This is a genomic window from Vibrio sp. Vb1166 (assembly GCF_033338695.1).
GTDB lineage: Bacteria > Pseudomonadota > Gammaproteobacteria > Enterobacterales > Vibrionaceae > Vibrio > Vibrio alginolyticus.
In genome coordinates, this window is sequence record NZ_JAWOTE010000010.1 from 82,608 (window position 1) to 109,303 (window position 26,696).

26 protein-coding genes are annotated in these 26,696 nt (G+C 44.4%); 16 read left to right on the top strand and 10 right to left on the bottom strand.

Going from position 1 to position 26,696, the window contains the following annotated elements; all coding sequences use genetic code 11:
- Nucleotides 1–626: 626 nt before the first annotated feature.
- The 9 genes from R7E51_RS12355 (at nt 627) to luxS (ending at nt 11,179) form a co-directional block, all read left to right on the top strand.
- Nucleotides 627–884: an oxaloacetate decarboxylase subunit gamma gene (locus tag R7E51_RS12355; RefSeq protein ID WP_005379932.1), complete on the top strand. Its 258-nt coding sequence runs from the start codon at nt 627–629 to the stop codon at nt 882–884.
- Between the two features lie 31 nt (nt 885–915).
- Nucleotides 916–2,700 (top strand): sodium-extruding oxaloacetate decarboxylase subunit alpha, encoded by a 1,785-nt coding sequence (oadA, locus tag R7E51_RS12360; protein WP_104979686.1) that lies wholly within the window; start codon nt 916–918, stop codon nt 2,698–2,700.
- 9 nt (nt 2,701–2,709) lie between these two features.
- The gene (locus R7E51_RS12365) at nt 2,710–3,840 is read left to right on the top strand and encodes a sodium ion-translocating decarboxylase subunit beta (protein ID WP_005379935.1); all 1,131 of its coding nucleotides are present in this window, start codon (nt 2,710–2,712) and stop codon (nt 3,838–3,840) included.
- Between the two features lie 123 nt (nt 3,841–3,963).
- Nucleotides 3,964–4,914 carry an NADP-dependent oxidoreductase gene (locus R7E51_RS12370; RefSeq protein ID WP_137282360.1) on the top strand — a complete coding sequence of 317 codons (951 nt, stop codon included), beginning with the start codon at nt 3,964–3,966 and terminating at the stop codon, nt 4,912–4,914.
- Nucleotides 4,908–5,369: a YqaA family protein gene (locus tag R7E51_RS12375; protein ID WP_005379938.1), complete on the top strand. Its 462-nt coding sequence runs from the start codon at nt 4,908–4,910 to the stop codon at nt 5,367–5,369. Before R7E51_RS12370 ends, R7E51_RS12375 begins: the two co-directional genes overlap by 7 nt.
- Nucleotides 5,370–5,378: 9 nt before the next feature.
- Nucleotides 5,379–8,222 carry a M16 family metallopeptidase gene (locus tag R7E51_RS12380; protein WP_206957711.1) on the top strand — a complete coding sequence of 948 codons (2,844 nt, stop codon included), beginning with the start codon at nt 5,379–5,381 and terminating at the stop codon, nt 8,220–8,222.
- Nucleotides 8,223–8,378: 156 nt separating this feature from the next.
- Entirely contained in the window at nt 8,379–9,947 is a 1,569-nt protein-coding gene (gene gshA / locus R7E51_RS12385) for a glutamate--cysteine ligase (protein WP_025768181.1), read from the top strand.
- A 23-nt stretch (nt 9,948–9,970) separates the two neighbouring features.
- Nucleotides 9,971–10,576 carry a transglycosylase SLT domain-containing protein gene (locus R7E51_RS12390; protein WP_005379943.1) on the top strand — a complete coding sequence of 202 codons (606 nt, stop codon included), beginning with the start codon at nt 9,971–9,973 and terminating at the stop codon, nt 10,574–10,576.
- 84 nt (nt 10,577–10,660) lie between these two features.
- Nucleotides 10,661–11,179, top strand: coding sequence for an S-ribosylhomocysteine lyase (gene luxS / locus R7E51_RS12395; RefSeq protein WP_005379945.1), 519 nt, complete (start codon nt 10,661–10,663; stop codon nt 11,177–11,179).
- Between the two features lie 70 nt (nt 11,180–11,249).
- Here the strand turns inward: luxS and R7E51_RS12400 are convergent, their stop codons facing one another.
- Together R7E51_RS12400 and R7E51_RS12405 are read right to left on the bottom strand one after the other, a co-directional pair.
- Nucleotides 11,250–12,530, bottom strand: a complete 1,281-nt coding sequence (locus tag R7E51_RS12400; RefSeq protein ID WP_005379948.1) for an HlyC/CorC family transporter — start codon at nt 12,528–12,530, stop codon at nt 11,250–11,252.
- A 124-nt stretch (nt 12,531–12,654) separates the two neighbouring features.
- Nucleotides 12,655–13,449, bottom strand: coding sequence for a cytochrome C assembly family protein (locus tag R7E51_RS12405; RefSeq protein ID WP_005379950.1), 795 nt, complete (start codon nt 13,447–13,449; stop codon nt 12,655–12,657).
- A gap of 224 nt (nt 13,450–13,673) precedes the next feature.
- Here R7E51_RS12405 and ffh point away from each other — a divergent pair, with 224 nt between their 5' ends.
- The 5 genes from ffh (at nt 13,674) to rplS (ending at nt 17,276) form a co-directional block, all read left to right on the top strand.
- Nucleotides 13,674–15,056, top strand: coding sequence for a signal recognition particle protein (gene ffh / locus R7E51_RS12410; RefSeq protein WP_005385423.1), 1,383 nt, complete (start codon nt 13,674–13,676; stop codon nt 15,054–15,056).
- A 209-nt stretch (nt 15,057–15,265) separates the two neighbouring features.
- Nucleotides 15,266–15,514 (top strand): 30S ribosomal protein S16, encoded by a 249-nt coding sequence (rpsP, locus tag R7E51_RS12415; protein ID WP_005379962.1) that lies wholly within the window; start codon nt 15,266–15,268, stop codon nt 15,512–15,514.
- A gap of 29 nt (nt 15,515–15,543) precedes the next feature.
- Complete coding sequence (gene rimM / locus R7E51_RS12420; protein ID WP_005379964.1) at nt 15,544–16,092, top strand: ribosome maturation factor RimM; 549 nt, start codon at nt 15,544–15,546, stop codon at nt 16,090–16,092.
- Between the two features lie 27 nt (nt 16,093–16,119).
- A complete protein-coding gene (trmD, locus tag R7E51_RS12425; RefSeq protein WP_005385420.1) occupies nt 16,120–16,881 on the top strand; it encodes a tRNA (guanosine(37)-N1)-methyltransferase TrmD in 762 nt (253 codons plus the stop codon).
- Nucleotides 16,882–16,922: 41 nt separating this feature from the next.
- Nucleotides 16,923–17,276, top strand: coding sequence for a 50S ribosomal protein L19 (gene rplS, locus R7E51_RS12430; RefSeq protein ID WP_005379971.1), 354 nt, complete (start codon nt 16,923–16,925; stop codon nt 17,274–17,276).
- A gap of 312 nt (nt 17,277–17,588) precedes the next feature.
- Here the strand turns inward: rplS and yacG are convergent, their stop codons facing one another.
- The 8 genes from yacG to nadC form a co-directional block, all read right to left on the bottom strand.
- Entirely contained in the window at nt 17,589–17,783 is a 195-nt protein-coding gene (gene yacG, locus R7E51_RS12435) for a DNA gyrase inhibitor YacG (protein ID WP_017635922.1), read from the bottom strand.
- 158 nt (nt 17,784–17,941) lie between these two features.
- Nucleotides 17,942–18,682 carry a cell division protein ZapD gene (gene zapD / locus R7E51_RS12440; protein ID WP_005373086.1) on the bottom strand — a complete coding sequence of 247 codons (741 nt, stop codon included), beginning with the start codon at nt 18,680–18,682 and terminating at the stop codon, nt 17,942–17,944.
- 27 nt (nt 18,683–18,709) lie between these two features.
- Nucleotides 18,710–19,324, bottom strand: coding sequence for a dephospho-CoA kinase (gene coaE / locus R7E51_RS12445; protein ID WP_193838127.1), 615 nt, complete (start codon nt 19,322–19,324; stop codon nt 18,710–18,712).
- Complete coding sequence (locus R7E51_RS12450; protein ID WP_206957710.1) at nt 19,325–20,194, bottom strand: prepilin peptidase; 870 nt, start codon at nt 20,192–20,194, stop codon at nt 19,325–19,327.
- 64 nt (nt 20,195–20,258) lie between these two features.
- A complete protein-coding gene (locus tag R7E51_RS12455; protein ID WP_206957708.1) occupies nt 20,259–21,482 on the bottom strand; it encodes a type II secretion system F family protein in 1,224 nt (407 codons plus the stop codon).
- Nucleotides 21,483–21,505: 23 nt separating this feature from the next.
- Nucleotides 21,506–23,191, bottom strand: a complete 1,686-nt coding sequence (gene pilB, locus R7E51_RS12460; protein ID WP_206949411.1) for a type IV-A pilus assembly ATPase PilB — start codon at nt 23,189–23,191, stop codon at nt 21,506–21,508.
- Complete coding sequence (locus R7E51_RS12465; protein WP_064368760.1) at nt 23,191–23,649, bottom strand: pilin; 459 nt, start codon at nt 23,647–23,649, stop codon at nt 23,191–23,193. The genes pilB and R7E51_RS12465 overlap by 1 nt, the downstream gene beginning before the upstream one ends.
- A 261-nt stretch (nt 23,650–23,910) precedes the next feature.
- On the bottom strand, nt 23,911–24,798 hold the full coding sequence (gene nadC / locus R7E51_RS12470) for a carboxylating nicotinate-nucleotide diphosphorylase (RefSeq protein ID WP_017820396.1): 888 nt from the start codon (nt 24,796–24,798) through the stop codon (nt 23,911–23,913).
- A 92-nt stretch (nt 24,799–24,890) separates the two neighbouring features.
- Between nadC and ampD the strand changes: the two genes are divergently transcribed.
- Together ampD and pdhR are read left to right on the top strand one after the other, a co-directional pair.
- Nucleotides 24,891–25,442 carry a 1,6-anhydro-N-acetylmuramyl-L-alanine amidase AmpD gene (ampD, locus tag R7E51_RS12475; protein ID WP_005386614.1) on the top strand — a complete coding sequence of 184 codons (552 nt, stop codon included), beginning with the start codon at nt 24,891–24,893 and terminating at the stop codon, nt 25,440–25,442.
- Nucleotides 25,443–25,847: 405 nt separating this feature from the next.
- Nucleotides 25,848–26,615, top strand: coding sequence for a pyruvate dehydrogenase complex transcriptional repressor PdhR (gene pdhR / locus R7E51_RS12480; protein WP_005379989.1), 768 nt, complete (start codon nt 25,848–25,850; stop codon nt 26,613–26,615).
- Nucleotides 26,616–26,696: the final 81 nt, after the last annotated feature.

Below are 26,696 nucleotides of genomic sequence, written 5' to 3' on the forward strand. Positions count from 1 at the left end.
GTCCTTAGCTCAGCTGGATAGAGTACCTGGCTACGAACCAGGCGGTCGGAGGTTCGAATCCTCCAGGACGCGCCACTCATTGAAACAGCCTCGCAATTGCGAGGCTTTTTTGTATCTAGACATCTGGAATATGGCGTAGGATCACTAGAGCCTATGTTCCTCTTTTTAAAAGCGAATATGTGCGTATCTAAGCAATTTGCTATCAAGCTTCTGTCGCATCGTGTGAATCATCCTGATTATCCCTCCTATACACTGACTTCCATTTTTCATTTCAATTACTCTCATGTAGTCACTTTGTTTGTTATTTGTTTATTGATTGTTAATTTTGTTCATCTTTTTGTTTTTGTTGGTTTTTACTGCGTGAGTCCCGATTTGATTTTGAAATCTAAATCGCAGTTTTTATTTATGTCCTCCTTTACTCTGTTCGTAAGGTGATAGCGATTTGAAGTGATTATTTTGTCATGAACTGTGATCTGGGTAGTGAATAAATAATCATTTATCAGGATTACTACAAACCTTCCTTAAACAAAATTGACAAAATTTAACCAATCGAGATAATCCATGGGTCGGGATTTGACACTATTAAAGTCCTGCACGTTGTCAGGATGACAAAGAAAGGAAGCAACATGACTAATATAGGAAGCCTGCTAGTAGATGCGGCCACCCTGATGCTAACGGGGATGGCGGTCGTATTTATTTTCCTCACTATTCTTGTTTATCTCGTTCGGTTAATGTCGAAATTGGTACCAGAAGAAGTACCAGAGCCGATCGCAGCACCAAAAACAAACACTAATATTCAATCAACCTCTTCAGCTGTTAGTCCACAAGTAGTGGCGGCGATCTCGGCTGCGATTCATAAACATCGCGCCTCATTCGCGAAGTAGCCGAACTAGGATTAAAAAGGAGTTTAAGAGCATGTCTAAACCACTAGCTATTACTGATGTGGTCCTTCGTGATGCCCATCAATCACTATTTGCTACGCGTATGCGTATTGAGGATATGCTGCCTATCGCAGCTGAGTTGGATAAGGTTGGTTACTGGTCTCTAGAGACTTGGGGTGGTGCAACATTTGATTCTTGTATTCGATTCTTAGGGGAAGACCCTTGGGAGCGTTTACGTGAACTAAAAAAAGCGATGCCTAATACACCAATGCAAATGCTACTGCGTGGTCAAAACCTTTTAGGATACCGCCATTATGCCGACGACGTAGTAGAAAAGTTTGTTGAACGCGCGCATGCTAACGGCATGGATGTATTCCGTATTTTTGATGCAATGAATGACGTGCGAAACTTCCAGAAAGCCGTGAAAGCAACGGTTGATGTTGGTGCGCATGCTCAAGGTACGTTGTCTTACACAACGAGCCCAGTGCATAACGCAGACACTTGGGTTGACTTGGCAAAACGCCTAGAGGATTTAGGTTGTCATTCGCTGTGTATTAAAGATATGTCTGGCTTACTTAAGCCTTATGAAGCGGAAGAGCTTATCACGCGTATCAAAGCGTCTTGTGATGTGCCATTGGCACTTCATTGTCATGCAACAACGGGGCTGTCTACAGCAACAGCGGTAAAAGCAGTAGAAGCCGGTATTGATATTCTTGATACTGCGATTTCTTCAATGAGTTGTACCTACGGCCATACACCGACTGAAACGGTAGTCGCTATGCTAGAAGGCACCGAGCGAGATACCAATTTGAAACTCGAGCAACTGGAACCTATCGCCGCATATTTCCGTGAGGTACGTAAGAAGTATGCGAAGTGGGAAGGCCAGTTAAAAGGAGTCGATTCACGCATCCTGATTGCCCAAGTGCCTGGTGGTATGTTGACCAATATGGAAGGCCAGTTGAAAGAGCAGGGCGCTGCGGATCGCATTGATGAAGTATTAGAAGAGATCCCTCGTGTACGTAAAGATCTTGGTTTCATTCCATTGGTGACTCCAACTTCACAGATCGTCGGTACGCAAGCGGTGATTAACGTTCTTACTGGCGAGCGCTATAAGAGTATTACCAAGGAAACCGCTGGCCTATTGAAAGGTGAGTACGGTCAAGCGCCAGCCGAGTTAAATGCAGAACTGCAAGCGAAAGTGCTTGATGGTAAAGAGCCAATTAGCTGTCGTCCTGCCGATTTACTTGAGCCTGAAATGGAGACGCTTACGGTTGATCTGATGGAGAAAGCGAAATCAGAAGGCATTAAGCTAGCAAGTGAGCGTGTTGATGACGTACTCACTTATGCACTTTTCCCTCAAGTTGGGCTTAAGTTCCTTAAGAATCGTGAAAACCCAGAAGCATTTGAGCCAGCACCAACGCTAGAAGCTGCGAAGCCTGCTGTACCTGCAGCTCAACCAGCAACTGGTGGTGTAGAAACTTATAGTGTACGTGTTGACGGGCAGGTGTATGAGGTGGAAGTTGGCCCTCAAGGTGAACTGACATCTGTTGCTCCTTCTAATGCACCGGCAAAATCGGCTACACCTAGCACACCTTCTAATGCTTCAGCTGAAGCGGTGCCTGCTCCTCTTGCAGGTAACATCTTCAAAGTGAATGTTCAGCCTGGTGCTGAGGTAGCTGAAGGCGATGTATTGCTCATCCTTGAAGCGATGAAAATGGAAACTGAAGTACGAGCGGCGCGTGGTGGTGTGGTTCAAGAGCTGAACGTTAAAGAAGGCGATGCTGTCACAGTAGGTGCGCCTCTGTTGAGCCTAGCGTAAGGGAGTATCATGGACGGATTGTTAACCCTTTGGGCAGAAACAGGGATCGCTAACTTCGAGTTCGGCCAAATCTGTATGATGCTGGTTGGTTGTACTTTGCTGTTTTTGGCAATTAAAAAAGGATTTGAACCTTTACTGTTATTGCCGATTGGTTTCGGTGCTATTTTGGCGAATATTCCAAATGCTGGCTTTACTGAGCCTGGTGGCTTGCTCTACTACGTTTACTACATTGGGATTGAATCGGGTGTGTTCCCGCTATTGATCTTCATGGGTGTGGGCGCGATGACCGACTTTGGTGCTTTGATCGCAAACCCAAAAACGTTGTGGTTAGGTGCGGCTGCGCAGTTTGGTATTTTTGCAACACTGTTTGGCGCTATTTTGCTCAACTATGTACCTGGCATGGAGTTCTCCATGGCAGATGCTTCGTCTATCGCGATCATCGGTGGTGCTGATGGGCCGACAGCGATTTTCTTAGCGAGTAAGCTCTCTCCAGATCTGCTAGGTGCGATTGCAGTCGCGGCATACAGCTATATGGCATTGGTGCCGATTATCCAGCCACCAATCATGAAAGCACTGACAACCAAGGAAGAGCGTCAAATTAAGATGGCTCAGCTTCGTCATGTTGGTAAATGGGAGAAAGTCATCTTCCCGCTTGCTGTATTACTGATGACGATTCTGTTCTTACCTTCAGCTACGCCATTGGTTGGTATGTTCTGTTTGGGTAACTTGATGCGTGAAGCTGGTGTGGTCGATCGTTTATCGAAAACTGCTCAAAATGAATTGATCAACATAGTGACTATCTTTTTAGGTCTTGGTGTTGGTTCTAAGCTGCAAGCTGAGCAGTTCTTGAACCTAGAAACGTTAGGTATCTTGGGGTTAGGCGCAGTTGCATTTAGTATCGGTACTGGTGCGGGCGTCCTGATGGCGAAACTGCTTAACAAGTTCTCGAAAGAAGACATCAACCCACTTATTGGTGCGGCTGGCGTTTCTGCGGTACCAATGGCCGCGCGAGTCGTAAACAAAGTTGGTTTACAAGCTAACCCGCAAAACTTCTTGTTAATGCATGCGATGGGACCAAACGTTGCTGGTGTGCTGGGTTCAGCCGTTGCGGCTGGTATATTGTTAGCACTTGTTGGTTAGACATTATTGAAAATGGAATGATCAACCAATTTACAAAATCACGATTAACTTAGGTTAACAAAATGGTTTATAGTCAAAGGGATGCTTTCGCATCCCTTTTTGTTTTCTTGCAGGGAATGGTTTATGGAACACAAACAGATCGTTATCACTGAGTTTGGTGATGCCAACGTACTCGCGATTCAACATGCTTCTACACCATCACCACAGCCTGGTGAAGTCTTAGTAAAAGTCGCTTTTTCAGGCGTAAATCCTATTGATGTCAAAACTCGAGCTGGGCTCGGTTGGGCGGCAGCGCAGAATAAGGATAATTTACCTTGGGTGCCAGGTTACGACATCTCAGGAAAAGTGATGTCTTGTGGAGAGGGGGTATCACGTTTTAATGAAGGTGATGAGGTGGCTGGATTTATTGGTTTCCCAGTTCGAGGCGGTGGTTACAGTCAATACATATGTGTTCCAGAAACTGAGTTAAGTCATGTTCCTAGCTCTGTCACTTTAGAGGCAGCTGCTGCATTACCGTTGGCGGGACAAACTGCGGCACAAGCTCTCAGTAAGGCTAATGTGAATGAAAACGATCGCGTACTTATCCTCGCTGGAGCCGGTGGTGTTGGACACCTCGCGGTACAAATTGCGATCGCGACGAAAGCGGAAGTCTTTACAACCTGCAGTGAACGAAATCTAGACTACCTTGCGACGCTCGGTGCTCATGCAGTGAACTATCAATTTGCACCAGTGTCAGAACGTGTTGAAGATGTTGATGTTTTGATTGATTTAGTAGGCGGAGATGCTGCGTTAGATGCGCTTAAATGCCTGAAAGACAATGCGAGAGTCATCACCGTTCCAACCATAACTGCTGAGCTGATTTGTGAAAAAGCCAAACTCCTAGGCTTTGAGGCTAGTGGCATGTTGGTTGAACCAGACCCTGCGCAGTTAGATACCTTGTTGTACATGGTCGGCGTTGGCTTACTGAAGACTGAAATTCAACAGGTTTATCCTATGAGTGATGTCATTGGTGCTCACCAGCAGGTCGAATCAGGAAGAACCAGAGGCAAGGTGTTGCTTGATATGACATGCTAGAAGCATTTAACACGAGTTTTGAAAGTTTAGCGCTTTGGTTTTCAGATTCAGCATTATGGGTGCTTTTCATGACCGGTTTTCTCAGTGCCACGTTGTTGCCTGGTGGTTCTGAGGCGGGCTTAGTTGCCACTCTCTCATTAAATCAATACTCCGTTTCTTCAATTGTTATGGTCGCTACTATCGGTAATACGCTTGGTGGCTTAACAAATTATTGGCTTGGCTTGTGGATTCCCAACAAAGCACAAGAGGAAAAGCACGGTCATACCGCATTAAAGTGGCTCTCTAAGTATGGCTATTGGGGATTATTTTTTAGCTGGTTACCTGTAATAGGAGACCCGCTGTGTTTAGCCGCAGGGTGGCTAAGAATGAAGTTTCTGCCTTGCGTGATTTTAATATTTTTAGGTAAGGCTGCTAGGTATAGCTTACTTGCGGCCATCTATCTCGGATTATTTTAAGGAAAGTACATGAAGATGTTTTGGGTTGGCGCGTGTTCACTGTTGGTGATCACGGGCTGTGCATCAAATACGCCAGTTTCATCACTGCCGAAAGGGGTAACTTTCGTTGAGTCATCGAAAGCTGAAGAAGGCAAAGTTAAGATTCCATACCAAAAGTATAAACTCGATAATGGTTTAACGGTGATCTTAGCTCCTGAAGATTCTGACCCATTGGTCCATGTGGATGTGACTTACCATGTTGGTTCAGCTCGTGAAGAAGTGGGTAAGTCTGGTTTTGCGCATTTCTTTGAGCACATGATGTTCCAAGGTTCAGAGAACGTTGGTGACCAAGAGCACTTCAGAATCATCACAGAGGCTGGCGGCACGTTAAATGGTACAACAAACCGCGATCGTACTAACTACTTTGAAACTGTCCCTGCTAACCAGCTCGAGAAAATGCTGTGGTTAGAGTCTGACCGTATGGGCTTTTTGTTGGATGCGGTTTCTCAACGCAAATTTGAAATTCAGCGTTCGACTGTAAAAAATGAGCGAGCTCAGCGTTACGATAATCGTCCTTATGGCTTAATTTGGGAGCGCATGTCCGAAGCGCTATATCCTGAAGGTCATCCGTATTCGTGGCAAACCATTGGTTATGTTGAAGATCTTGATCGTGTTGATGTGAACGACCTCAAAGCGTTTTTCTTGCGTTGGTATGGCCCAAACAATGCGACTATCACGATCGGTGGTGACTTAGACGTTGAACAAACTCTAGAGTGGGTAAATAAGTACTTCGGTTCGATTCCTCGTGGTCCTGAGGTTGAAAATGCGCCGAAACAACCTGCAAAACTGCAAGAAGATAAATACATCACTCTAGAAGATCGTATTCAACAACCTATGGTGATGATCGCGTGGCCAACAACCTACAACGGCGAAGAAAGCCAAGCGTCTCTCGATACATTATCGGAAGTATTGGGTGGCGGTACCAACAGCGTGCTCTATCAAGACCTAGTGAAGACTCAAAAAGCGGTCGATGCTGGTTCATTCCATGACTGTGCTGAACTGGCGTGTAACTTTTACGTTTACGCAATGGGTGATTCTGGAGACAAAGGCGACCTATCAAAACTGTACGACGAGCTTTTACAATCACTGAATCAGTTTGCGGAAAAAGGCGTGACAGAAGATCGCCTTGAGCAGTTGAAGGGTAAAGCGGAAGCGGATGCTATTTTTGCTCTAGAAAGCGTTAAAGGTAAAGTGACTCAGTTGGCTTCCAACGAGACATTTTTCGGCGATCCTGATCGTCTTGAGCAACAGCTTGAACAAATCCGTGCAGTTACGCCGACTTCGGTAGAAAAAGCGTATACGGACTTTATCCAAGGTAAGAACAAAGTGACCCTAAGCGTGGTCCCAAAAGGAAAAACAGACCTTGTCGTAAAACCTGTGACCTTTGTGACACCAAAGCGGACGCTGCCAGAATATGAGAAGATTTCCGATGACCAATTGGCGTATCGTCGTGCGACCGATAACTTCGATCGCTCAGTGCAACCGCCAGTAGGAGAACCAGTGAAAGCGACGATGCCAGAGCTGTACGAGTTACATTTCAAGAATGGCTCAGAGCTGCTTGGTGCAGTTAGCGATGAAACGCCGACGGTGATGATGCAATTTAGTCTACCTGCAGGGACACGTTTTGTTGAAAAGGGTAAAGAAGGTCTTGCCCAATTGACCGCTGCGATGTTGCAAGAAGGTACAACGAAACGCAGTGTCGAAGAGATTCAAGCTGAGCTTGATAAACTGGGTAGTGTTATCTCTGTTAATGCCACAGGTTATACAACAAACATCAGTGTTTCTGCTCTAGAAAAGAACTTAGAGCCGACGTTAAAAATTGTCGAAGAGATGTTGCTGTCTCCTGCATTTAATCAAGATGATTTCGAGCGTGTAAAAATGCAAGCGCTAGAAGGCCTGGTATATGAGCACCAAAATCCAAGTTGGATGGCGTCACAAGCGAGTCGCCAGGTGCTCTATGGGGATTCGGTTTTTGCTCGACCAAAAGACGGCACGCAAGCAGGTGTCAGTGCATTAACGTTGGATGATGTCCGTGAATTCTACTCGAAGCATTACACGCCACAAAGTGCGCAAATCGTCGTTGTTGGTGACATCAATAAACAGGAAATTGAGCAGCAACTGACGTTCTGGAAAAACTGGCAAGATGAAGCTGCGCCATTGTATGCACCGCAAAGCATTGCTGCATTAGGTGAGCAAAAGATCCATCTTGTTGATAAACCAGGAGCGCCGCAAAGTGTGGTCATGATGGTTCGTCAAGGTATGCCTTACGACGCAACGGGCGATTTTTACCTAAGCCAACTGGCAAACTTCAACTTAGCTGGGAACTTCAATAGCCGCATTAACCAAAATCTACGTGAAGACAAGGGTTACACATACGGTGCTTACGGCTACTTCTCTGGTAATCCAGAAACAGGCTCGGTGGTTTTCACCGCGCAAGTACGAGCGGATGCAACGGTTGCTTCGATCATTGAGATGGAAAATGAGCTAAATGAATACTCGCAGTCAGGTATTACTGATGAAGAGATGAAATTTATGCGTCAAGCGGTCGGTCAAAAAGATGCACTGAAATATGAAACACCAACACAAAAAGCGGAGCTCATCAGTGATATTCTTAAGTACAACCTCGATCATGATTACTTGCAGCAAAGAAACGCTATCGTAGAAAAAGTCGATAAGCAGACGTTGAATGCGCTGGCTCAGAAATGGTTTGATCCAAATGACTATCAAATTATCGTCGTTGGTGATGCTAAATCGTTGCGTCCTCAATTAGAAAAGTTGGGGAAAGACGTAGAAGAGCTTGAAATCATTCGATAGAGTACACATTTAATAGCGGAGAAACGTTTCTCCGCTATTCATCTAGATAAGCAACTTTTCGTGGGTTATTTATCTAGATGCATTAACTATCAATAACTTAGCTTACACTTGTGTTATGTAACAAGTGTCCTGCTCCCAATATAAGCGAACCTCATTTTGACTGATTTTGCTGCGCGACTAAAAAAAGTTGCATCAAACCCCGAAGTATTTAAGCAGTTTGGACGCGGTGTTGAGCGAGAAACTTTGCGCTATCGTCAGGATGGACATCTAGCTACAACTCCTCATCCTGAAGGGTTAGGCTCTGCGTTCACAAATCAATGGATCACAACGGATTTTTCGGAATCATTGTTAGAGTTCATTACGCCTGTGTCACATGAAATTCCAGAACTGATGGCACAGCTGAAAGATATCCATCATTTCACTCAAACCAAAATGGGTGAAGAGAAAATGTGGCCACTATCAATGCCTTGCTACGTAGGCTCAGAGGATGATATTCAGTTAGCCCAGTATGGCTCTTCGAATGCAGCGAAAATGAAAACGTTGTACCGAGAAGGCCTAAAGCGTCGTTATGGCAGCCTGATGCAAATTATTTCAGGTGTCCACTTTAACTTCTCGTTTCCTGAAACATTTTGGGATGCGCTCTATGGCGAGCAAGATGAACAAGCCCGCCAAGATGCTAAGTCTGATGCGTACTTTGCGTTGATCCGTAATTACTACCGCTTTGGCTGGATGATTCCCTACTTCTTTGGTGCATCACCAGCGTTATGTGGCTCTTTTATTCAAGGTCGTGAAACCGATCTGCCATTCGAGAAGATTGGCGGGACATTATATTTGCCGAAGTCGACGTCTTTGCGTTTGAGCGATCTTGGCTATACCAATAGTGCTCAAAGTGTGCTGAAAATTGGTTTTAACAGCATTGACCAATACCTCGATGGTTTGAGTGATGCGATTCGCCACCCATCAGAAGAGTTTGCGAAAATTGGGGTAAAAGTGGATGGTGAATACCGCCAGCTTAATTCCAATATCTTACAAATTGAGAATGAACTGTACGCTCCGATTCGTCCAAAACGTGTATCGAAAAGTGGTGAGAAGCCTTCAGATGCGTTACGACGCGGTGGTGTCGAATACATTGAAGTTCGTTCTCTAGACGTTAACCCATTCAGCGCAGTGGGCTTAAATGAAGATCAAGTACGATTCTTGGATCTCTTCCTTACCTGGGCGGCCTTGTCAGACTCAGACCCTATGGATAACTGTGAATTAGAGTGTTGGCGCGATAACTGGAATAAAGTCATTGTTTCTGGCCGTGAAAAAGGTCTAATGCTGCAAATTGGTTGTCAAGGTGAACGTCTATCTCTACAAGATTGGGCACACCGAGTTTTCGTCGAGTTACGTCAAATAGCACAGCAAATGGATATGACCGCTGGTGGCAGTGCATACCAAGATGTGTGTAATCAACTCGAGACATGGATTGATAACCCAGAACTAACGATCTCTGGTCAACTATTAGAGCTAACGAAAGAGCTGGGTGGGCTAGGTAAAGTTGGTTGTACTCTTGGTATGAAGTACCGTGATGAAAACCTAGCTCACGGTTATCAGTACTACTCACAAGATACGATGGAAACGGAAGTAGCGTCGTCCGTGGAAAAACAAAAGCAAGCAGAGCAGAGTGACACGCTTTCTTTTGATGATTTTTTGGAAGATTACTTTGCTTACCTGAAGCAGTAATGACTAACTAAGGATTGGTGCGGTTGAACATTAAGTCGTCAGTAGTAGCGGTACTTGGAAGCGTGTTACTTGCAGGTTGTGCTACGGCACCGCCAAAGCAGCAGAATAACTTATGCGAGATATTCCGAGAGAAATCCGGTTGGTACGATGATGCCAAAGATATGGAAGATGAATGGGGTACCCCTATTCATGTCGCTATGGCCATCATTAAACAAGAAAGCAGCTTTCGGCACGATGCAAAACCACCTAAAGATTATTTGCTAGGGTTTATTCCTTGGGGACGAGTCAGCAGTGCGTATGGTTATGCTCAAGCTCAAGACCCTGCTTGGGAAGACTTCCAAGATGCCACAGGTCAGGGTGGCTCTCGTACCAACTTCGATGATTCTATGATGTTTGTCGGTTGGTATACTCATGAAACACGGCGTCAGCTAGGGATTTCATTATGGGATCCCTATAACCAGTATCTGGCTTATCATGAAGGGCGAGGTGGGTATAAGCGAGGTACTTATAATCGAAAGCCTAGTTTAATCAAAGTCGCTCGACGTGTTGAACAAACAGCGAAAACTTATGGCTGGCAGCTGAAGCAATGTCGTCAGGAATTAGAAGACAACAGCAGCTGGTTCTTTTAGCCCACAGTCAGTTCATGTGCTGTAGGGATGAATGACATTTATCCATTACCGAAAGGTACTGGAGTTACAATCAGGAGAGATGTAATGCCTTTACTCGATAGTTTTACCGTGGACCACACTCGTATGAATGCACCCGCTGTACGAGTGGCGAAAACCATGCAGACCCCAAAAGGGGATACGATTACTGTTTTCGACTTACGCTTTACTGCGCCAAACAAAGACATTCTTTCTGAAAAAGGTATTCACACCCTAGAGCACCTTTATGCAGGCTTTATGCGTAATCACCTAAACGATGATTCTGTTGAGATCATCGATATTTCGCCTATGGGTTGCCGCACAGGTTTTTACATGAGCCTGATTGGCACACCATCAGAGCAGCAAGTCGCAGATGCTTGGATTGCAGCAATGGAAGATGTGCTGAAGGTAGAAAGTCAGAATAAGATCCCTGAACTTAACGAATACCAATGCGGCACGGCAGCAATGCACTCTTTAAAAGAAGCACAACAGATCGCAAAGAACATTTTGGATGCTGGTGTTTCGGTGAACAAAAATGATGAACTTGCTTTGCCTGAGTCGATGTTAAAAGAGTTGCGCATCGACTAGGTGCTCATTAAGAGAAGCATATTGCCCCAATAAGTAAAAAAGCCTGACATGAGTCAGGCTTTTCTTTTGGTTATTTGGATGTCGATTTTTTCTTCTTCGGATAAACACGAACGAGCTTGATTCGGTTCTCTTCAATCTCAACAAGTTCCATTGGGTGACCCGCTACTCTCACGCTTAAATGGCTCTCTGGAATATCTTCCAGGTGCTCCAAAATAAGACCGTTTAACGTTCTTGGGCCATCCGTTGGTAAATCCCATTTCAGGCCTTTGTTAATATCTCGAATATTGGTGCTGCCTTCAATAAGAAAGCTTCCGTCACCTTGAGGACTGATTTCATCAGAGAGGCTTGGAGAAATTGACGTCGTGAACTCACCAATGATCTCTTCCAGAATATCTTCAAGAGTGATTAGACCGATGATATCACCGTACTCATCCACGATCAGACCGATACGTTGCTTGTTGCGTTGGAATTTCAACATTTGCACGTTCAGTGGTGTGCCTTCTGGGATGTAATAGACCTCATCAGCAGCACGTAATAGCGTTTCTTTGTTGAATTCGTTCTTTTCCAACATCAGACGATAAGCTTCACGCAAGCGCAGCATGCCAACCACTTCATCAATTTGGTCACGATAGAAAACTATGCGTCCATGTGGTGAGTGTGTTAGCTGGCGAACAATGGATTTCCAGTCGTCGTTAATATCAATACCGGTAATTTCATTGCGTGGGACCATAATGTCGTTCACGGTGACGTGCTCAAGATCCAAAATAGACACTAGCATGTCTTGGTGTCGGCGAGGGATCAAACCGCCAGCTTCATTTACCACCGTACGCAGCTCATCGGAGCTAAGATGATCTTCTGCTGAGTGATCCGCTCTTACACCAAGTAAGCGGATAAAGCCATTCGTAATAAAGTTAACAAGCATCACTAAAGGCGACAGTAACTTCATCAGTATGGTCAATAATATACTGCTCGCGTAGGACACACGTTCAGGGTAAAGCGCTGCAATTGTTTTAGGGGTAACCTCGGCAAAAACCAATACAACCATAGTTAGTGCACCGGTTGCGATAGCGACACCTAAATCACCATACAAACGCATACCAATAATGGTCGCGATCGCGGACGCGAGAATATTAACGAGGTTGTTGCCGATAAGAATAAGACCAATCAAACGATCTGGACGGTCTAATAGTCTTTCGACTCGCTTAGCACCCTTATGCCCGTTTTTGGCTAAGTGTTTTAAGCGATAACGATTCAGAGACATCATCCCTGTTTCTGAACCGGAAAAGTAACCTGATATGACGATAAGACACGCGAGTAGCGCAAACAAGATACCCGTAGAGATGTCGTCCAAAACGTTGCTGTTCCTTGTAAGTATTGGGTTATATAACGGTTGAGTAAGTCCGTTAAGTCAAAGAGTTAAGGCGTACTGTATTTTATCTAGCCTAAAATATAAAGGATAGGAGCCCTAGAGCTCCTTAATTCAAGATGATTTCTTTTACAAAGCGACTGCCAAAATATGCCAGAGTTAACAGTGTTGCTCCTGCAACAGCGAACCATGTGACTTTTCTACCACGCCAGCCTTTTTGATAGTGACCCCAAAGCAGTATTGAGTACACCACCCAAGCGATGAAAGAAAGAATGCCCTTATGTGCCTTACCTTGGGCAAACATATCCTGCACAAAGACAAAGCCAGTAATGAGCGTGGCAGTTAACAATAAGTTACCGATCAAAATAATTTTGAAGAGTTGACGCTCCACCATTAATAGAGGCGGCAGGTTTGGGTTAATCGCCAAAGATTTTTTTGCTTTCAGTTTGTGATCCAGCCAAGCCAACTGAAGCGCATAGAGTGCCCCGATAGTTAAAGTCGCGTATGAGAAGAGCGCAAATGAAATATGAATGAGTAGCTTAGGGTCATTCTCTAGGTGCTTTATAAACGTGCTTGGCAAAAATGTGGCAGCAGATAAATTGATGGCAGCAAAGCTATAAACGACTGGCAATAAAAACCACAGTCGGTTTTTCAACATAGCAAGGCTCATGACCAGAGAAATGATAAAACTGATCAAAGAAGCCACGTTGAGAATACTCAGGTTTTGACCTGAACCATCAAAAATCAGATCACTCAAAATCCACGCATGAAAAACAAGCGCACAGGCAGCACTAGCAAACACTGTTTTTGCTTTGATTCCTGACTGTTGTGAGAGTCCGGGTATGATGGTCGCAATCGCCAAGACATAAAGTATGGCGGCCGCGATGGCTATTAAGCTATCCATGAATCCTAAATATTATTGTGCACAATGGAGAAATTATACCTTGCATTACACTTTGGGGCTACGTTATATCCGACATCAATCGTGAGAGATGAGATATTGAAATTAATAAGTTACCGCACCATATATAAATAGAGACAAGAATAGGACAGCGGTACGGGTATGACTCAGACCTTGGCTAATGTATACTCACACTAATTAATCGCCATTTTAGCGAAGAGACAAAGATGTTTGAGAATTTAACGGATAGATTATCCAAAACGCTGAAAAATATCAGTGGCAAAGGTCGTCTGACCGAAGACAACATTAAAGAAACCCTACGTGAAGTCCGAATGGCTCTACTTGAAGCTGACGTTGCGCTTCCGGTCGTTCGTGAATTTGTGAACCGCGTTAAAGAAAAAGCGGTGGGCGTAGAAGTTTCTAAATCTCTGACTCCAGGTCAGGAATTTATCAAGATCGTTCAAACAGAACTTGAAGCCGTAATGGGTGAGTCGAATGAGGCGCTAAACCTTGCCGCTCAACCACCTGCTGTGCTTCTTATGGCAGGTCTACAAGGTGCGGGTAAAACCACATCGGTAGGTAAGTTATCTAAGCTTCTAAAAGAACGTGACAAGAAGAAAGTTTTGGTTGTGTCTGCCGACGTTTACCGTCCTGCGGCAATCAAGCAGCTTGAAACACTGGCATCAGACATCGGTGTTGACTTCTTCCCATCATCACCAGACCAAAAGCCTATTGATATCGCCAATGCAGCGATTGACCATGCGAAGAAAAAATTCTACGACGTACTTATTGTCGATACCGCAGGTCGTTTGGCAATTGATGAAGAGATGATGGGGGAGATCAAAGATCTTCACGCAGCTATCAACCCAGTAGAAACGCTATTTGTTGTTGACGCCATGACGGGTCAAGACGCAGCAAATACAGCAAAAGCCTTTGGCGATGCGCTACCTCTTACCGGTGTAGTTCTAACTAAGGTTGATGGTGATGCTCGTGGTGGTGCGGCACTTTCAGTACGCCATGTCACGGGCAAACCAATCAAATTCTTGGGTGTCGGTGAAAAAACTGACGCGCTAGAACCGTTCCACCCAGATCGTGTTGCTTCACGTATTCTTGGCATGGGTGACGTTCTGTCTTTGATTGAAGACCTACAACGCAACGTTGACCAAGAAAAGGCAGAAAAGTTAGCGAAGAAGTTCAAAGAGAAGAAAGGTTTCGACCTTGAAGATTTCCGTGAACAGCTAGGCCAGATGCAAAACATGGGCGGCATGATGGGGATGATGGATAAGCTTCCAGGAATGTCCCAGCTACCAGACAATGTGAAAGATAAAGTCGATGACAAGATGTTCAAACAGATGGAAGCGATCATCAGCTCCATGACAATGAAAGAACGTCAACGCCCAGAAATTATCAAGGGCTCGCGCAAGAAGCGTATCGCGGCTGGTTCTGGTGTGCAGGTTCAAGATGTAAACCGCTTACTAAAACAGTTCACCCAAATGCAGAAAATGATGAAAAAGATGCAAAAAGGTGGCATGAAAGGCATGATGCGCAACATGCAAGGCATGATGGGCGGCATGGGTGGTGGCGGTGGCTTCAACCCATTTGGTCGTTAATTAATCGATTACGCATAGATTCAGGGTGTTAGGTACGTCACAAACTTTAAATTCAATTTATGTTGGTGAAAAAGTAACTAAACTCCTTGCATTGCTCCGGGAGAAGAGTAAAATTCCGGAGCTTTATTTTGGCACGAGACCCCAAACTGTTTAATTTCTTGAATGGTTTTTGGGGTTAATTTTATTTTTGAGAAAGCAAAGAGGACGACATGGTAACCATTCGTTTGGCACGTCACGGCGCTAAAAAGCGTCCATTTTATCAAATCGTAGTAGCGGACAGCCGCAACGCTGCAACTGGCCGTTTCATCGAGAAAGTTGGTTTCTTCAACCCAACTGCTAAAGGTCAAGAAGAAGGTCTACGTCTAGACCTAGACCGCGTTAACCACTGGGTTGGTCAAGGCGCGTCAGTATCTGACCGTGTTGCTAAGCTAGTTAAAGACGCTCAAAAAGCGGCTTAATTTTTTACTTGAAAAGTAGAAACTAGTTTATGTCGATGAAAGGTAAAGAAACAATGAGCAACGAAAAGATTGTTGTAGGCAAGTTTGGTGCTACTTACGGCATTCGTGGTTGGCTTAAGGTTTTTTCCTACACAGACAATGCTGAAAGCATTTTCGATTACAGCCCTTGGTACATTAACCAAAAGGGCAAGTGGGTTGAGTACAAAGTAGAAAGCTGGAAGCGTCATAACAAAGGTATGGTGGCTAAGCTGGAAGGCATGGATGTTCGTGAAGACGCGCATCTAATGACGAACTTTGAAATTGCTATTGACCCTGCGGTACTTCCTGAATTGTCAGAAGATGAATTCTACTGGCGCGAATTGTTTGGGATGCAAGTTGTAACTACTAAAGGTTACGATCTAGGTGTCGTTACTGACATGCTAGAAACTGGCTCAAACGATGTTCTGGTTGTTAAAGCAAATCTTAAAGATGCTTTCGGGCAGAAGGAACGATTAATCCCGTTCCTTGAAGAGCAAGTGATCATTAATGTTGATCGCGAAGCTCAACGGATCGAAGTTGACTGGGATCCTGGATTCTAATCTCCAAAATTACAGAGCGAGATAAACATGTGGGTTGGCGTTATTAGCCTTTTTCCAGAAATGTTCCGTTCTGTTACTGATTTTGGAGTAACAGGTCAAGCGGTTAAAAAAGGTCTTTTGTCGATTGAGACTTGGAATCCTAGAGATTTCACTCACGACAAACATCGCACAGTCGATGACCGACCTTACGGTGGTGGCCCTGGTATGTTAATGATGGTTCAGCCTTTGCGCGATGCCATTCATACCGCGAAAGCAGCCTCACCGGGCAAGACGAAAGTCATCTACCTTTCTCCTCAAGGTCGCAAGCTCGACCAGAAAGGAGTGGAAGAACTGGCAACGAATGAGAACTTGCTTCTGATTTGTGGTCGTTATGAAGGGGTAGATGAGCGCATCATTCAATCTGAAGTCGACGAAGAATGGTCGATTGGTGATTTTGTGATGACGGGTGGTGAGATACCAGCCATGACGTTAATCGACTCTGTCTCTCGGTTTGTTCCGGGTGTACTAGGGGATTTCGCGTCAGCAGAAGAAGACTCTTTTGCAAATGGCTTGTTAGATTGCCCTCACTATACGCGTCCAGAAGTATTGGATGACAAAGAGGTACCAGCGGTACTGATGTCAGGCAATCACAAGGACATTCGTCAATGGCGACTCAAGCAGTCGTTGGGCCGTACTTGGCTAAGAAGACCAGAGCTCCTGGAAAACCTAGCTCTGACTGACGAACAGGAACAATTACTTGCTGAGTTTGTTAATGAGCATAAAGCCATTAAAGAACATAACGCAAAGTAACCTAATTTATTTAGTATCAGTTTATTCTAGGAATTTAAAAAATGAGTAACATCATCAAAGCTCTTGAAGAAGAGCAAATGAAATCAGACCTACCTAAATTTGCACCAGGTGACACTGTTGTAGTTCAAGTTAAGGTAAAAGAAGGTGACCGTGAGCGTCTACAGGCTTTCGAAGGCGTTGTAATCGCAATCCGTAACCGTGGTCTACACTCTGCTTTCACTGTACGTAAGATCTCTAACGGTGAAGGTGTTGAGCGTACGTTCCAAACACACTCTCCAATCGTTGATAGCATCGAAGTTAAACGCCGTGGTGCAGTACGTCGTGCCAAGTTGTACTACCTACGTGAGCGTTCTGGTAAGTCTGCTCGTATCAAAGAGAAACTTGCTAAGAAGTAATGCTATAACTAGCGTTCTCATCTTAAACGGAGTCCTTTTAGGGCTCCGTTTTTTTATTTGTGTAATTAGCTTGCTCGTTTCTTTTCACCCGACCTGCACTGTCGATGCTCATGCACTGACGTACACTCCACGCCTCTGTCTTGTTGTGAATAGATTCCTGATGTCGCTATGGCTCCTCGGAATGACGGGAAACAATGATCAAATATTACTGGGTACTGTGGTTAAAATTCGTCATTCTGGATAGCGACGAAGGAGCGTGATTCAGATTCCCCAAGAAGGAACCTAGGGTATTCTTTTACCCTAGGTCTCAATTTAATACTGGTCTTCAGACCAGCCATCACTATCGGACATATCGGGTGCGCCTGGGATGGTGTTTTCTTCATCTGCCCATTCACCAAAGTCAATCATTTGGCATTGTTTACTGCAGAAAGGGCGATGAGGACTTTGTTCTCCCCATTCTACGTCGGCGCCACATTGTGGGCATTGAACGATGGTAACTTTAGACATAGTTGAGCGTCCCATTACTAATTGGTGTTAAAGGGTAGTATACCTAAACGAATTAAAGATGGCTTATTCAACGCGCTATTGCTGCTACGAAATTTTATCAAATATAAGCGCAATAAAGCGTTGAATTTTAGATTATGGAGGCGAGGCGTAGTGTCGTCTTAGCTGCACACAGCAAGTTCAAATTCAATATCTTGTGTGCACGCTTGACCGTTTTCAAACGACATGAACTTGATCGCAAAGCGATTTTTATGACCTGAAATCATAGGATAAACGCCATATTCCATTGGGATGTGAAGTCTTAGAATGTTGGCTTCATCAGCGTCGCTTTGGAAGAAACCTGCACGACCGATTTGAGCTTTGAAATGTCCGGTCTCTCTAGTGAGCTTTAACCATAACGAAAGCGCATCAGATAAGGGCTTTAAGCTTGCTTGCCACTGTTGTGCATCACGCTTTTTACGTTCAATAGGTAGATGAAGCCAGTAGTGTAATGCTGGCAGATCAAAACAGCATGAACCACCCGGTAGATTAAAGCGTTGACGGATAGAGCTTAGGAAGCGATCTTCTTTTAATGCTTGGCCAAAACGTTCAGCACCCATTAGTTGGCTATGAACGACATCTATCTCTTGTAGTAGGGTATTTAATGCGTCTTGATCGACACCATCAACATTGAGCCAATGGCGGTACGACAGCCGCTGCTTCTCAAGATCTTTAGCCAGTTCACTTTTCAGTTGGATTTGTTCGAAGATCTCAACCATATCGAATAACGCACGGAAAAACAGTTGATACTGATGATTTTCGCTAAACCCAGAGGCCAAGTGAGCCTGACGCAGCAGAGACTCTACTCTTAGATAAATACGAGTTTTCTCATTTAACGGATGTTCAAATTTGTGCGTGGTCATCGACATAAGCCTTTGTGAGTTTCGTTCCTATTTTCGCAGATTTTTCTTACACATGGCTAGGTACTTTTCGTGCAAATCTGTGATTTGAAGCAAAAGATCAGGGTCACTTGGATTATTCTTAACCACATCGTCTGCAAGCGCGAGCCTTTGCTCTCTTGATGCTTGAGAGGCAAGGATGGCGCGAACTTGATCTTCACTCACATTGTCTCGTTTCATCGTGCGAGATATCTGTGTATTCGGTTCTACATCGACGACAAGAACGCGATCACACAAACTATCTAGCTTGTTTTCTACGAGCAACGGCACCACAAGTAACGCATACTCTGAAGTGACTTGCTGCAAATCTTCGATCATCTTTTCACGAATTATCGGGTGCAACAGTGCGTTGAGCCATGCTTTTTCATCTGAACTCGAAAAGATTTTTTCTCTCAGCTTTGCGCGATCTAAAGTTTGGTCTTCACGAACTATATCGTGACCAAAATGTTCAATAATCGCGTTTAGGCCGGGAGTACCTGGCTCGACAACTTCTCTTGCTACAATGTCGGCATCGACGATATCGATTTTAAATTGTTGTTTGAACAGATTCGCGACGGTTGTTTTTCCACTAGCGATACCACCTGTTAAACCAATAACCAAAGCCATTTACACTCCTAGAACTGAAGTAAAGTACCAGTTTAAAATCTGGTCGCCCCAAATTAAGCTTATCCAACCAGCAATTGCTAAGTAAGGACCGAAAGGGAAAGCTTTTTCAATTCCCTGCTTTTGCAAGCGTAGTTGAATGATGCCAAATACGATGCCAACCACAGAAGAAAGTAGAATGATCATCGGCAGTGACTGCCAACCTAGCCAAGCTCCTAGTGCCGCTAGTAGTTTAAAATCACCATACCCCATTCCTTCTTTACCAGTAAGTAACTTAAAGCCCCAGTAAACGGACCAGAGACATAGGTAACCAGCAATAGCACCAATGACAGAATCTTGTAGAGTAACAGGACTTATTTCGACTAATGCTAAGGCAATGCCAGCCCAAGTTAATGGTAATGTTAATTGGTCAGGTAACAACATAGTATCGAGATCGATAAATGTTGCGGCGATTAAGATAAAAGTGAAAAAGAGTAGTGCAACGGTAAAGTAACTAAAACCAAAGTAATAAGCGACAAAGCCTGAGCAGAATGCAGTGAGCAGTTCAATCAGTGGATAGCGTGTGCTAATGGTTGTCTGACAGTTGTGACATTTGCCTTTTAAAAGCAGCCAGCTAATCACAGGAATGTTGTCGCGAATACGTATCGGTGTTGCGCATTTCTGGCAGGAGGAGCGTGGGACGCTCAAGGTCAGCACTTCTTTAGGAGGTTCTATTTTGTATTCAGGAAATGACTCGGCACATTCGCGTCGCCATTCTAGTTCCATGATTTTAGGTAGTCGATAAATAACCACATTGAGGAAGCTACCCACGATAAGACCGAAGATGGTGGCAAACACAACGAATAGCCAAGGGTAGTACTGGAATACTTCCATATTTGTCTCTTGAGCGATGAGTGAAATCAGCAAGATGCTGTTTTAAAGGAGTTAACAGCTCATTCTAGCCCAATACACTCATTAAGTTAAAGATTGGCAAGTACATTGCTGTCACTAATCCGCCAACAACGATACCTAAAAAAACGATAATTAGTGGCTCTAGAATTTTACTAAGGTTGTCGACGGTGTTGTCGACTTCAAACTCGTAGATTGTTGCAACTTTATTGAGCATATCGTCAATTCGACCAGACTCTTCACCGATCATAACCATTTGTAACACCAATTCAGGGAACACATTACAGTTGCGCATGGCTACATACATTGGCATACCTGCGGCGGTATCACGGTAAACTTCTTCTATGGCGAGTTGATAGTGCAAGTTTCCTGATGTTTTTGATGTAGTTTTTAAACTGGTTAGAATTGGAATGCCCGCTGTAAAGCTTGTGGCGAGTGTTCGACTAAATTTGGCGATAGCGGCTTTTGATAATACAGGGCCCAGGACAGGAAATTTAAGCACAGAGCGGTTGAGCATTAAGCGAAAAGAATCTGAACGCTTAGAGAGGATTCTCGCCGAAATGAATAAACTAATGGAGCCTAGTGCGATAAACGGACTCCAGTTTTGTGTCCAGGCGGAAAGATCTAATACTTGCCTGGTAAACCACGGTAAGTCAGCACCAAAACCAACAAACATTTTTTCAAACTCGGGAATGACTTTGGTGAGCATGATAAACGACACTCCTAACGCTACTAGCACTACCATGGCTGGGTAAATCAGTGCTTTGATCACTTTCGCACGAAGCTGCTCATTTTTTTCTCGGTAGGTGGCTAAGCGCTCGAACACTTCCGCTAAGTTACCGGATTGCTCACCTGTTGCGATAAGGTCGGTATAGAGTGGGTCAAAGTGTTCACTTGCAGTGCGCATTGCTTTTGACATGGGCGTCCCCGCTTCAACGGCGCGTGTCACGCTCATCAAAATGGATTTCATCTCTGCTTTTTTATGATTTTCTGAGACCAATTTTAAAGCCTGAACTAAGGGTACACCGGTTATCAACATCGTCGAAATCTGACGGGTAAACACCGTGATGTCTCTGCCTTTCACGCGATGGCTGAGTTTAGTGAGAAACGAGATACTGCTTTTCTTTAACTTCTTGATCTTGATGTGCTGTGCGTCTAGACGCTCGCGTACTTCAATTTCTGTCATCGCGAGGGTTTGTCCAGACGTCTTTTTGCCTGAACTGTTGATGCCTTTCCAGCGGAAGTTTTTAAGTTGTGGTGTAGTGCTTTTCATAGAGGTGACTGCTGATTAAAGGATTAAAAATAAAGTACGCGCTGTAGTTCACTAAAACTTGTGATCCCTTGTTTGAGTTTTTCTATGCCCGACATTTGTAACGTGCTCATACCATTTGCGATGGCGAGTTTTTCTAGTTCATGTACCGAGGCACCTTTAATAAGCGCTTCGGAAAGAAATTCATCAAAGCGCATCACTTCATAAATCCCCGTTCGGCCGGAATAACCATGGGTACACTCATTGCATCCATCGGGATTGGCTTTAAAAATGTTGTCGCTTGCTTGAATTCCAAGATGTTGTAGCTGAACGGTAAGCTCTTGTGATTGTTTACAGTGCGAGCACAGTTTACGGGCTAAGCGCTGGGCAATAATCAAACTAAGAGATGAGGCCAAGTTAAAGCTTTCTACGCCCATGTTTGATAAACGAATAACCGTTTCAGCCGCAGAATTGGTATGTAAGGTTGAAAGTACTAAGTGACCAGTTTGCGAGGCTTTGATCGCGATTTCTGCAGTGTCTAAGTCACGAATCTCACCGACCATTACCACATCGGGGTCTTGACGTAAGAAAGAGCGCAGTGCTTCGGCAAAACCAAAACCAATCTTAGGCTGGACTTGAACTTGGTTAATGCCCGATAAGTTAATTTCTACTGGGTCTTCTGCCGTAGAAATGTTGATTTCTGGTTTATTGAGGATACTCAGCCCGGTGTACAAAGAAACGGTTTTTCCGCTCCCGGTTGGACCTGTCATCAGAATCATGCCTTGTGGGCGACGCAGCGCATCCAAGTACAATTGTTTTTGTTGTTCGCTATAACCAAGCTTGTCGATATCCAATGACGCAGAGCTGCTGTCGAGCAGTCGTAGTACAATTTTCTCTCCAAATAGAGTAGGCAGCGTGGATACACGCATATCAATTGCGGTGTCTTGATTCAACTTGAGCTTAATACGCCCATCTTGTGGTAAACGTCGCTCTGCAATATCAAGCTTAGAGAGGATTTTGATACGAGCGGATAAGCGGCGACTCAAGTGGCTTGGTGGCTGCTGTGTTTCAATTAAGATGCCATCACAGCGCAGGCGCACGCGGTACATCTTTTCATAAGGCTCAAAGTGGATATCGGATGCGCCTTTGCGCACAGCGTCCAATAGAATTTGGTTGATGTAACGGCTAACAGGAGACTCATCTTGGCTCAAGTCTTCAATGTTGTCGATTTCATCTGCGCCCACGTCAACCAGATTGGCTAACTCTTCTTGGTTGATCTCTTTTAACCCGGACTTCTCATGACTCAATGAACGACCATACAAGCGTCGAATTGCCGCGGTCAGTTCGCGAAAATCAGCCAGAACAAGTTCGACTTGCAAGCCTGTTGCAAAACGAAAGTCGTCTTCGGCTTGAAGATTGGTTGGATCGGCAACCGCGAGAATCAAAGTTGATGAGGTGCGATTAAGCGGCAGAGCGTTGTGCCGAGTGATCAAATCTCGCAAACCTAGTGTTTGGCATAACGAAGCGTATTCGTATTGATTGAGAGAAGCGCAAGAAAGCCCGAAAACAGAGCTTAGGTGCTCCGTTAATTCATGAGATTGAAAAAAGCCAGAATTGAGCAAAGCCTCCGGCATTGATTTACCAGAAGCTTTAGCTTGCTCAAGTAACAGTTCTTCTTGGGAAAAAGTCAGTATCCCTGCTTGGCGAAGAACTGTTGAGAGGTTGGTTAGCATTAGTTACCAGAACAATCTATGCTACGTCCAGCGGTTGTACAGCCAGTACCTGTTAGGTCCCATTGTACAACACCATTACCAATCTGAGGGGTCAATGTTAAAGTCAGGTTAGCACCTTGATCATCAACACCGGTAGTGGTCATGGTGATAATGCCATTTGTAACCGCTAACTCGTCCACATAAGCAATGGTCGCACCAGCGTTATTTGCTGCAATTGCTGCTGGGATGTCATTGGCGGCGTTGTTGCAACCGTTAAGCTGGCCACGCTCTTGAGCACACATGGCAATGGCTGTTTTAAAGCCACTGATCCCTGCTGCTGCACCCGCAACACGAGTTCGTTGTGTGTAGTCTGAGTAGGCAGGCACGGCAAATGCAGCCAAAATACCGATAATCGCCACCACAATCATCAATTCAATCAGAGTAAAACCCTGTTGTTTTTTATGTTTACTGTTTTTCATTTTTAACCCTTTCTTAAAAATTAATAATGCTCTTGCATTAGCGAAAGATTATGGAGAGTTAAGGTGGGTTGAAAATGGGGAAGAGATGGGCTCTCGAGTGAGATAAAACTCTTTGGTAAAAAGTTGCATATCGCATGCAGAGTTTTGCGAGTAGTACTATTTTTTTAGTGGATAAAAAGAAAGGGCCAATTGGCCCTTTTAAATGATGAGTTACTCACAACTCACTGAGTTAGTTGAAGTAATTTAGATTTGTTGCTTTTATTATTTGAAGCGCATCGAAAGATCCATCGCTTTTAAATGCTTAGTCAACGCGCCTACCGAAATGTAATCGACACCGGTTTCTGCGTATTCTGCGATGGTCTCTAGCGTAATGTTGCCGGAGTTTTCTAAAGCGGCACGACCTGCGTTAATCGCTACGGCTTCACGCATCATTTCTTTTGTGAAGTTATCGAGCATGATGATGTCGGCACCAGCCTCTATCGCTTGTTTCAACTCTTCTAAGCTTTCCGTTTCGACTTCTACCGGTTTGCCTGGGTTGAGCTCTTTCGCTTTTTGGATAGCTTGAGTGATGCCACCACAAGCAATAATGTGATTTTCTTTAATAAGGTAAGCGTCGAACACACCGATGCGATGGTTAAAGCCACCACCGCAGGTCACGGCGTATTTTAGTGCGCTACGCAGACCAGGAATGGTTTTGCGTGTGTCTAGTAGACGGCACTCAGTATGCGCGATTTTTTCAGCGTACTCTGCGGTAACTGTTGCGCAGCCAGACAGCGTTTGGATGAAATTCATTGCGTTACGCTCACCAGTCAACAGGTCACGAGCAGGGCCTGTCAGCGTGCAAAGGGTTTGGTTAGGTTTGACCTTATCGCCGTCCTTTACGTGCCATTCAATGCTGACCTTGCCACCGAGCTGTTTAAAAACTTCATCAGCCCATGCTTGACCACAGAACACACCATGCTCACGAGTAATAATCGTTGCGGTATTAACCGCATCGGCAGGGATCAAAGATGCAGTAATGTCATTATCTGCGTCGACACTGCCACCTAGATCTTCTTTTAAGGTATCAGCGACAGAGCGAGTGATCTCTAAAGGGAGTTGTTGTTTAAGGTATTCTAGGCGTTCTTGAATGTTGTGTGTGTTCTTCATCGCAAATCTTGTCTTGAAAGGGAGATGGCAACGAATGATACTCTCCGGTGTCAATAATTTCAGCAGTTAATTTGCAAAGTAGAGAGGTTGATATGCGCCCAATTATCGAGAATGGCTGGCTGACACAAGCAAAGCATGTTCCGTCACCATTTTTTGATGCCCGCTCTGATGTAAACGACATCTCTCTGCTGGTGGTACACAATATCAGTTTGCCTCCTGGGCAGTTTGGTGGACCATATATAGAGGACTTCTTCACTGGCAAGCTAGACCCAAATGAACATCCATTTTTTGAAGTTATTCACAAAATGGGCGTTTCTGCACATTGCTTGATTAAAAGAAACGGCGAGGTTGTTCAATTTGTTTCTTTTCTCGATAGAGCATGGCATGCCGGTCAATCCAGTTTCGCGGGCAGGGAGCGTTGTAATGACTATTCCATTGGTATCGAGCTTGAAGGGACAGAATTTACTGCCTACACAGAAGCGCAATATCAATCACTTGCAGAGATCACTGAGGTGATTATGCAGTCTTATCCTCAAATCACCCCGCCACGAATTACCGGTCATCAATATATTGCGCCCTTGAGAAAAAGCGATCCTGGTCTAAGCTTTGATTGGGTGAAATATAGACTGCTTATACAGCGTTGATTTGTAGCGAAAGTGTAAATTCAAAAAAGCGAAATAAATAAGGCATACGATCAGGTATGCCTTTTTTTGATACCAGAAATATTAATGATTGTTAAAAGTTAACTACATTTTTACGCTCGTACATGCCGTTTTGGTGAATAAATAGACTGATAATTTTGTCATTTTCTGTATTTCTTTTCCAAAACTGCTAGCACGTCGACTTCCCATTTGTATGCTTTATGTAATTGGTCATACCAATTCTATTGCTGTTTTAACAGTCGATTGTTATCAGAGTGTTGGAAGTAAGCTCGTTCTATGATTTAGGTCAATTTTCGGCTGGACAGTGGCGTTTTAATTATGTTAATTTCTGCACCAACTTAAAATTGGTATTACCAATTACCTGCAAGAGTAGAAGAACAATAAATTATGGCTTATCAAAGGATTCGTCAGCCAAAACTCTCTGATGTTATAGAACAAGAGTTAGAAAGGTTGATAGTGGAAGGAACATTGTCTCCGGGGCAACAACTGCCTCCAGAGCGTGAACTGGCAAAACAGTTCGATGTGTCTCGTCCTTCAGTCCGAGAAGCCATTCAACGCTTGGAAGCGAAGCGTTTGTTGACTCGTCGCCAAGGTGGCGGAACATTCGTAAGTGAGAATATCTGGAAGAGCTTTTCAGATCCCTTGTTGAATTTGTTGTCTAGTCATTCTGAAACCCAGCTTGATGTGCTTGAGTCTCGTCATGCAATGGAAGGAATTTCAGCTTACTTTGCAGCTTTACGTGGTACCGAAGAAGATTTTGCGCGTATTCAAGGTTGCCTTGAACGCATTAGCCAAGAGCAAGCAAACAACGATATCGAAGCTGAATCTGCGGAAGTGATGCAATTTTTGATCGCTTTGACAGAAGCCGCGCACAACGTGGTTTTGTTGCACATTGTTCGAAGCTTAGCACCTTTGCTTGAGCAAAATATTCTACAAAATTTTAAATTACTACGTCGCCGCCCAGAAGCGGTCGAGAAAGTCAGTAAACACCGAGCCAATATCGTGGATGCGATTGTTTCTGGTCAGCCTGAAAAGGCGCGAGAAATGTCCCACTCGCACTTGGCTTACATCGAAGAAACATTGTTGGATTTGACTCGAGAAGAGTCTCGACGAGAGCGTTCTCTACGTCGAATTCAGCAGGGTAATGACTCGTAAGAGCGTTACTTAAATAAGTAGATCCAACCAACAGAAGGATAGATCGCCATGTCTGATATGAAGCATGACGTAGATGCACTG

Excerpts from the sequence above, each read along its gene's own strand:
- pilB (WP_206949411.1), bottom strand. The coding sequence starts at position 23,191 with ATGCTAACCAACCTCTCAACAGTTCTTCGCCAAGCAGGGATACTGACT.
- rpsP (WP_005379962.1), top strand. The coding sequence starts at position 15,266 with ATGGTAACCATTCGTTTGGCACGTCACGGCGCTAAAAAGCGTCCATTT.
- R7E51_RS12375 (WP_005379938.1), top strand. The coding sequence starts at position 4,908 with ATGCTAGAAGCATTTAACACGAGTTTTGAAAGTTTAGCGCTTTGGTTT.
- luxS (WP_005379945.1), top strand. The coding sequence starts at position 10,661 with ATGCCTTTACTCGATAGTTTTACCGTGGACCACACTCGTATGAATGCA.
- R7E51_RS12465 (WP_064368760.1), bottom strand. The coding sequence starts at position 23,649 with ATGAAAAACAGTAAACATAAAAAACAACAGGGTTTTACTCTGATTGAA.
- R7E51_RS12370 (WP_137282360.1), top strand. The coding sequence starts at position 3,964 with ATGGAACACAAACAGATCGTTATCACTGAGTTTGGTGATGCCAACGTA.
- nadC (WP_017820396.1), bottom strand. The coding sequence starts at position 24,798 with ATGAAGAACACACACAACATTCAAGAACGCCTAGAATACCTTAAACAA.
- ffh (WP_005385423.1), top strand. The coding sequence starts at position 13,674 with ATGTTTGAGAATTTAACGGATAGATTATCCAAAACGCTGAAAAATATC.
- R7E51_RS12450 (WP_206957710.1), bottom strand. The coding sequence starts at position 20,194 with ATGGAAGTATTCCAGTACTACCCTTGGCTATTCGTTGTGTTTGCCACC.
- oadA (WP_104979686.1), top strand. The coding sequence starts at position 916 with ATGTCTAAACCACTAGCTATTACTGATGTGGTCCTTCGTGATGCCCAT.
- rplS (WP_005379971.1), top strand. The coding sequence starts at position 16,923 with ATGAGTAACATCATCAAAGCTCTTGAAGAAGAGCAAATGAAATCAGAC.
- R7E51_RS12380 (WP_206957711.1), top strand. The coding sequence starts at position 5,379 with ATGAAGATGTTTTGGGTTGGCGCGTGTTCACTGTTGGTGATCACGGGC.
- ampD (WP_005386614.1), top strand. The coding sequence starts at position 24,891 with ATGCGCCCAATTATCGAGAATGGCTGGCTGACACAAGCAAAGCATGTT.
- R7E51_RS12355 (WP_005379932.1), top strand. The coding sequence starts at position 627 with ATGACTAATATAGGAAGCCTGCTAGTAGATGCGGCCACCCTGATGCTA.
- R7E51_RS12365 (WP_005379935.1), top strand. The coding sequence starts at position 2,710 with ATGGACGGATTGTTAACCCTTTGGGCAGAAACAGGGATCGCTAACTTC.
- coaE (WP_193838127.1), bottom strand. The coding sequence starts at position 19,324 with ATGGCTTTGGTTATTGGTTTAACAGGTGGTATCGCTAGTGGAAAAACA.
- pdhR (WP_005379989.1), top strand. The coding sequence starts at position 25,848 with ATGGCTTATCAAAGGATTCGTCAGCCAAAACTCTCTGATGTTATAGAA.
- trmD (WP_005385420.1), top strand. The coding sequence starts at position 16,120 with ATGTGGGTTGGCGTTATTAGCCTTTTTCCAGAAATGTTCCGTTCTGTT.
- zapD (WP_005373086.1), bottom strand. The coding sequence starts at position 18,682 with ATGACCACGCACAAATTTGAACATCCGTTAAATGAGAAAACTCGTATT.
- R7E51_RS12405 (WP_005379950.1), bottom strand. The coding sequence starts at position 13,449 with ATGGATAGCTTAATAGCCATCGCGGCCGCCATACTTTATGTCTTGGCG.
- rimM (WP_005379964.1), top strand. The coding sequence starts at position 15,544 with ATGTCGATGAAAGGTAAAGAAACAATGAGCAACGAAAAGATTGTTGTA.
- yacG (WP_017635922.1), bottom strand. The coding sequence starts at position 17,783 with ATGTCTAAAGTTACCATCGTTCAATGCCCACAATGTGGCGCCGACGTA.
- R7E51_RS12455 (WP_206957708.1), bottom strand. The coding sequence starts at position 21,482 with ATGAAAAGCACTACACCACAACTTAAAAACTTCCGCTGGAAAGGCATC.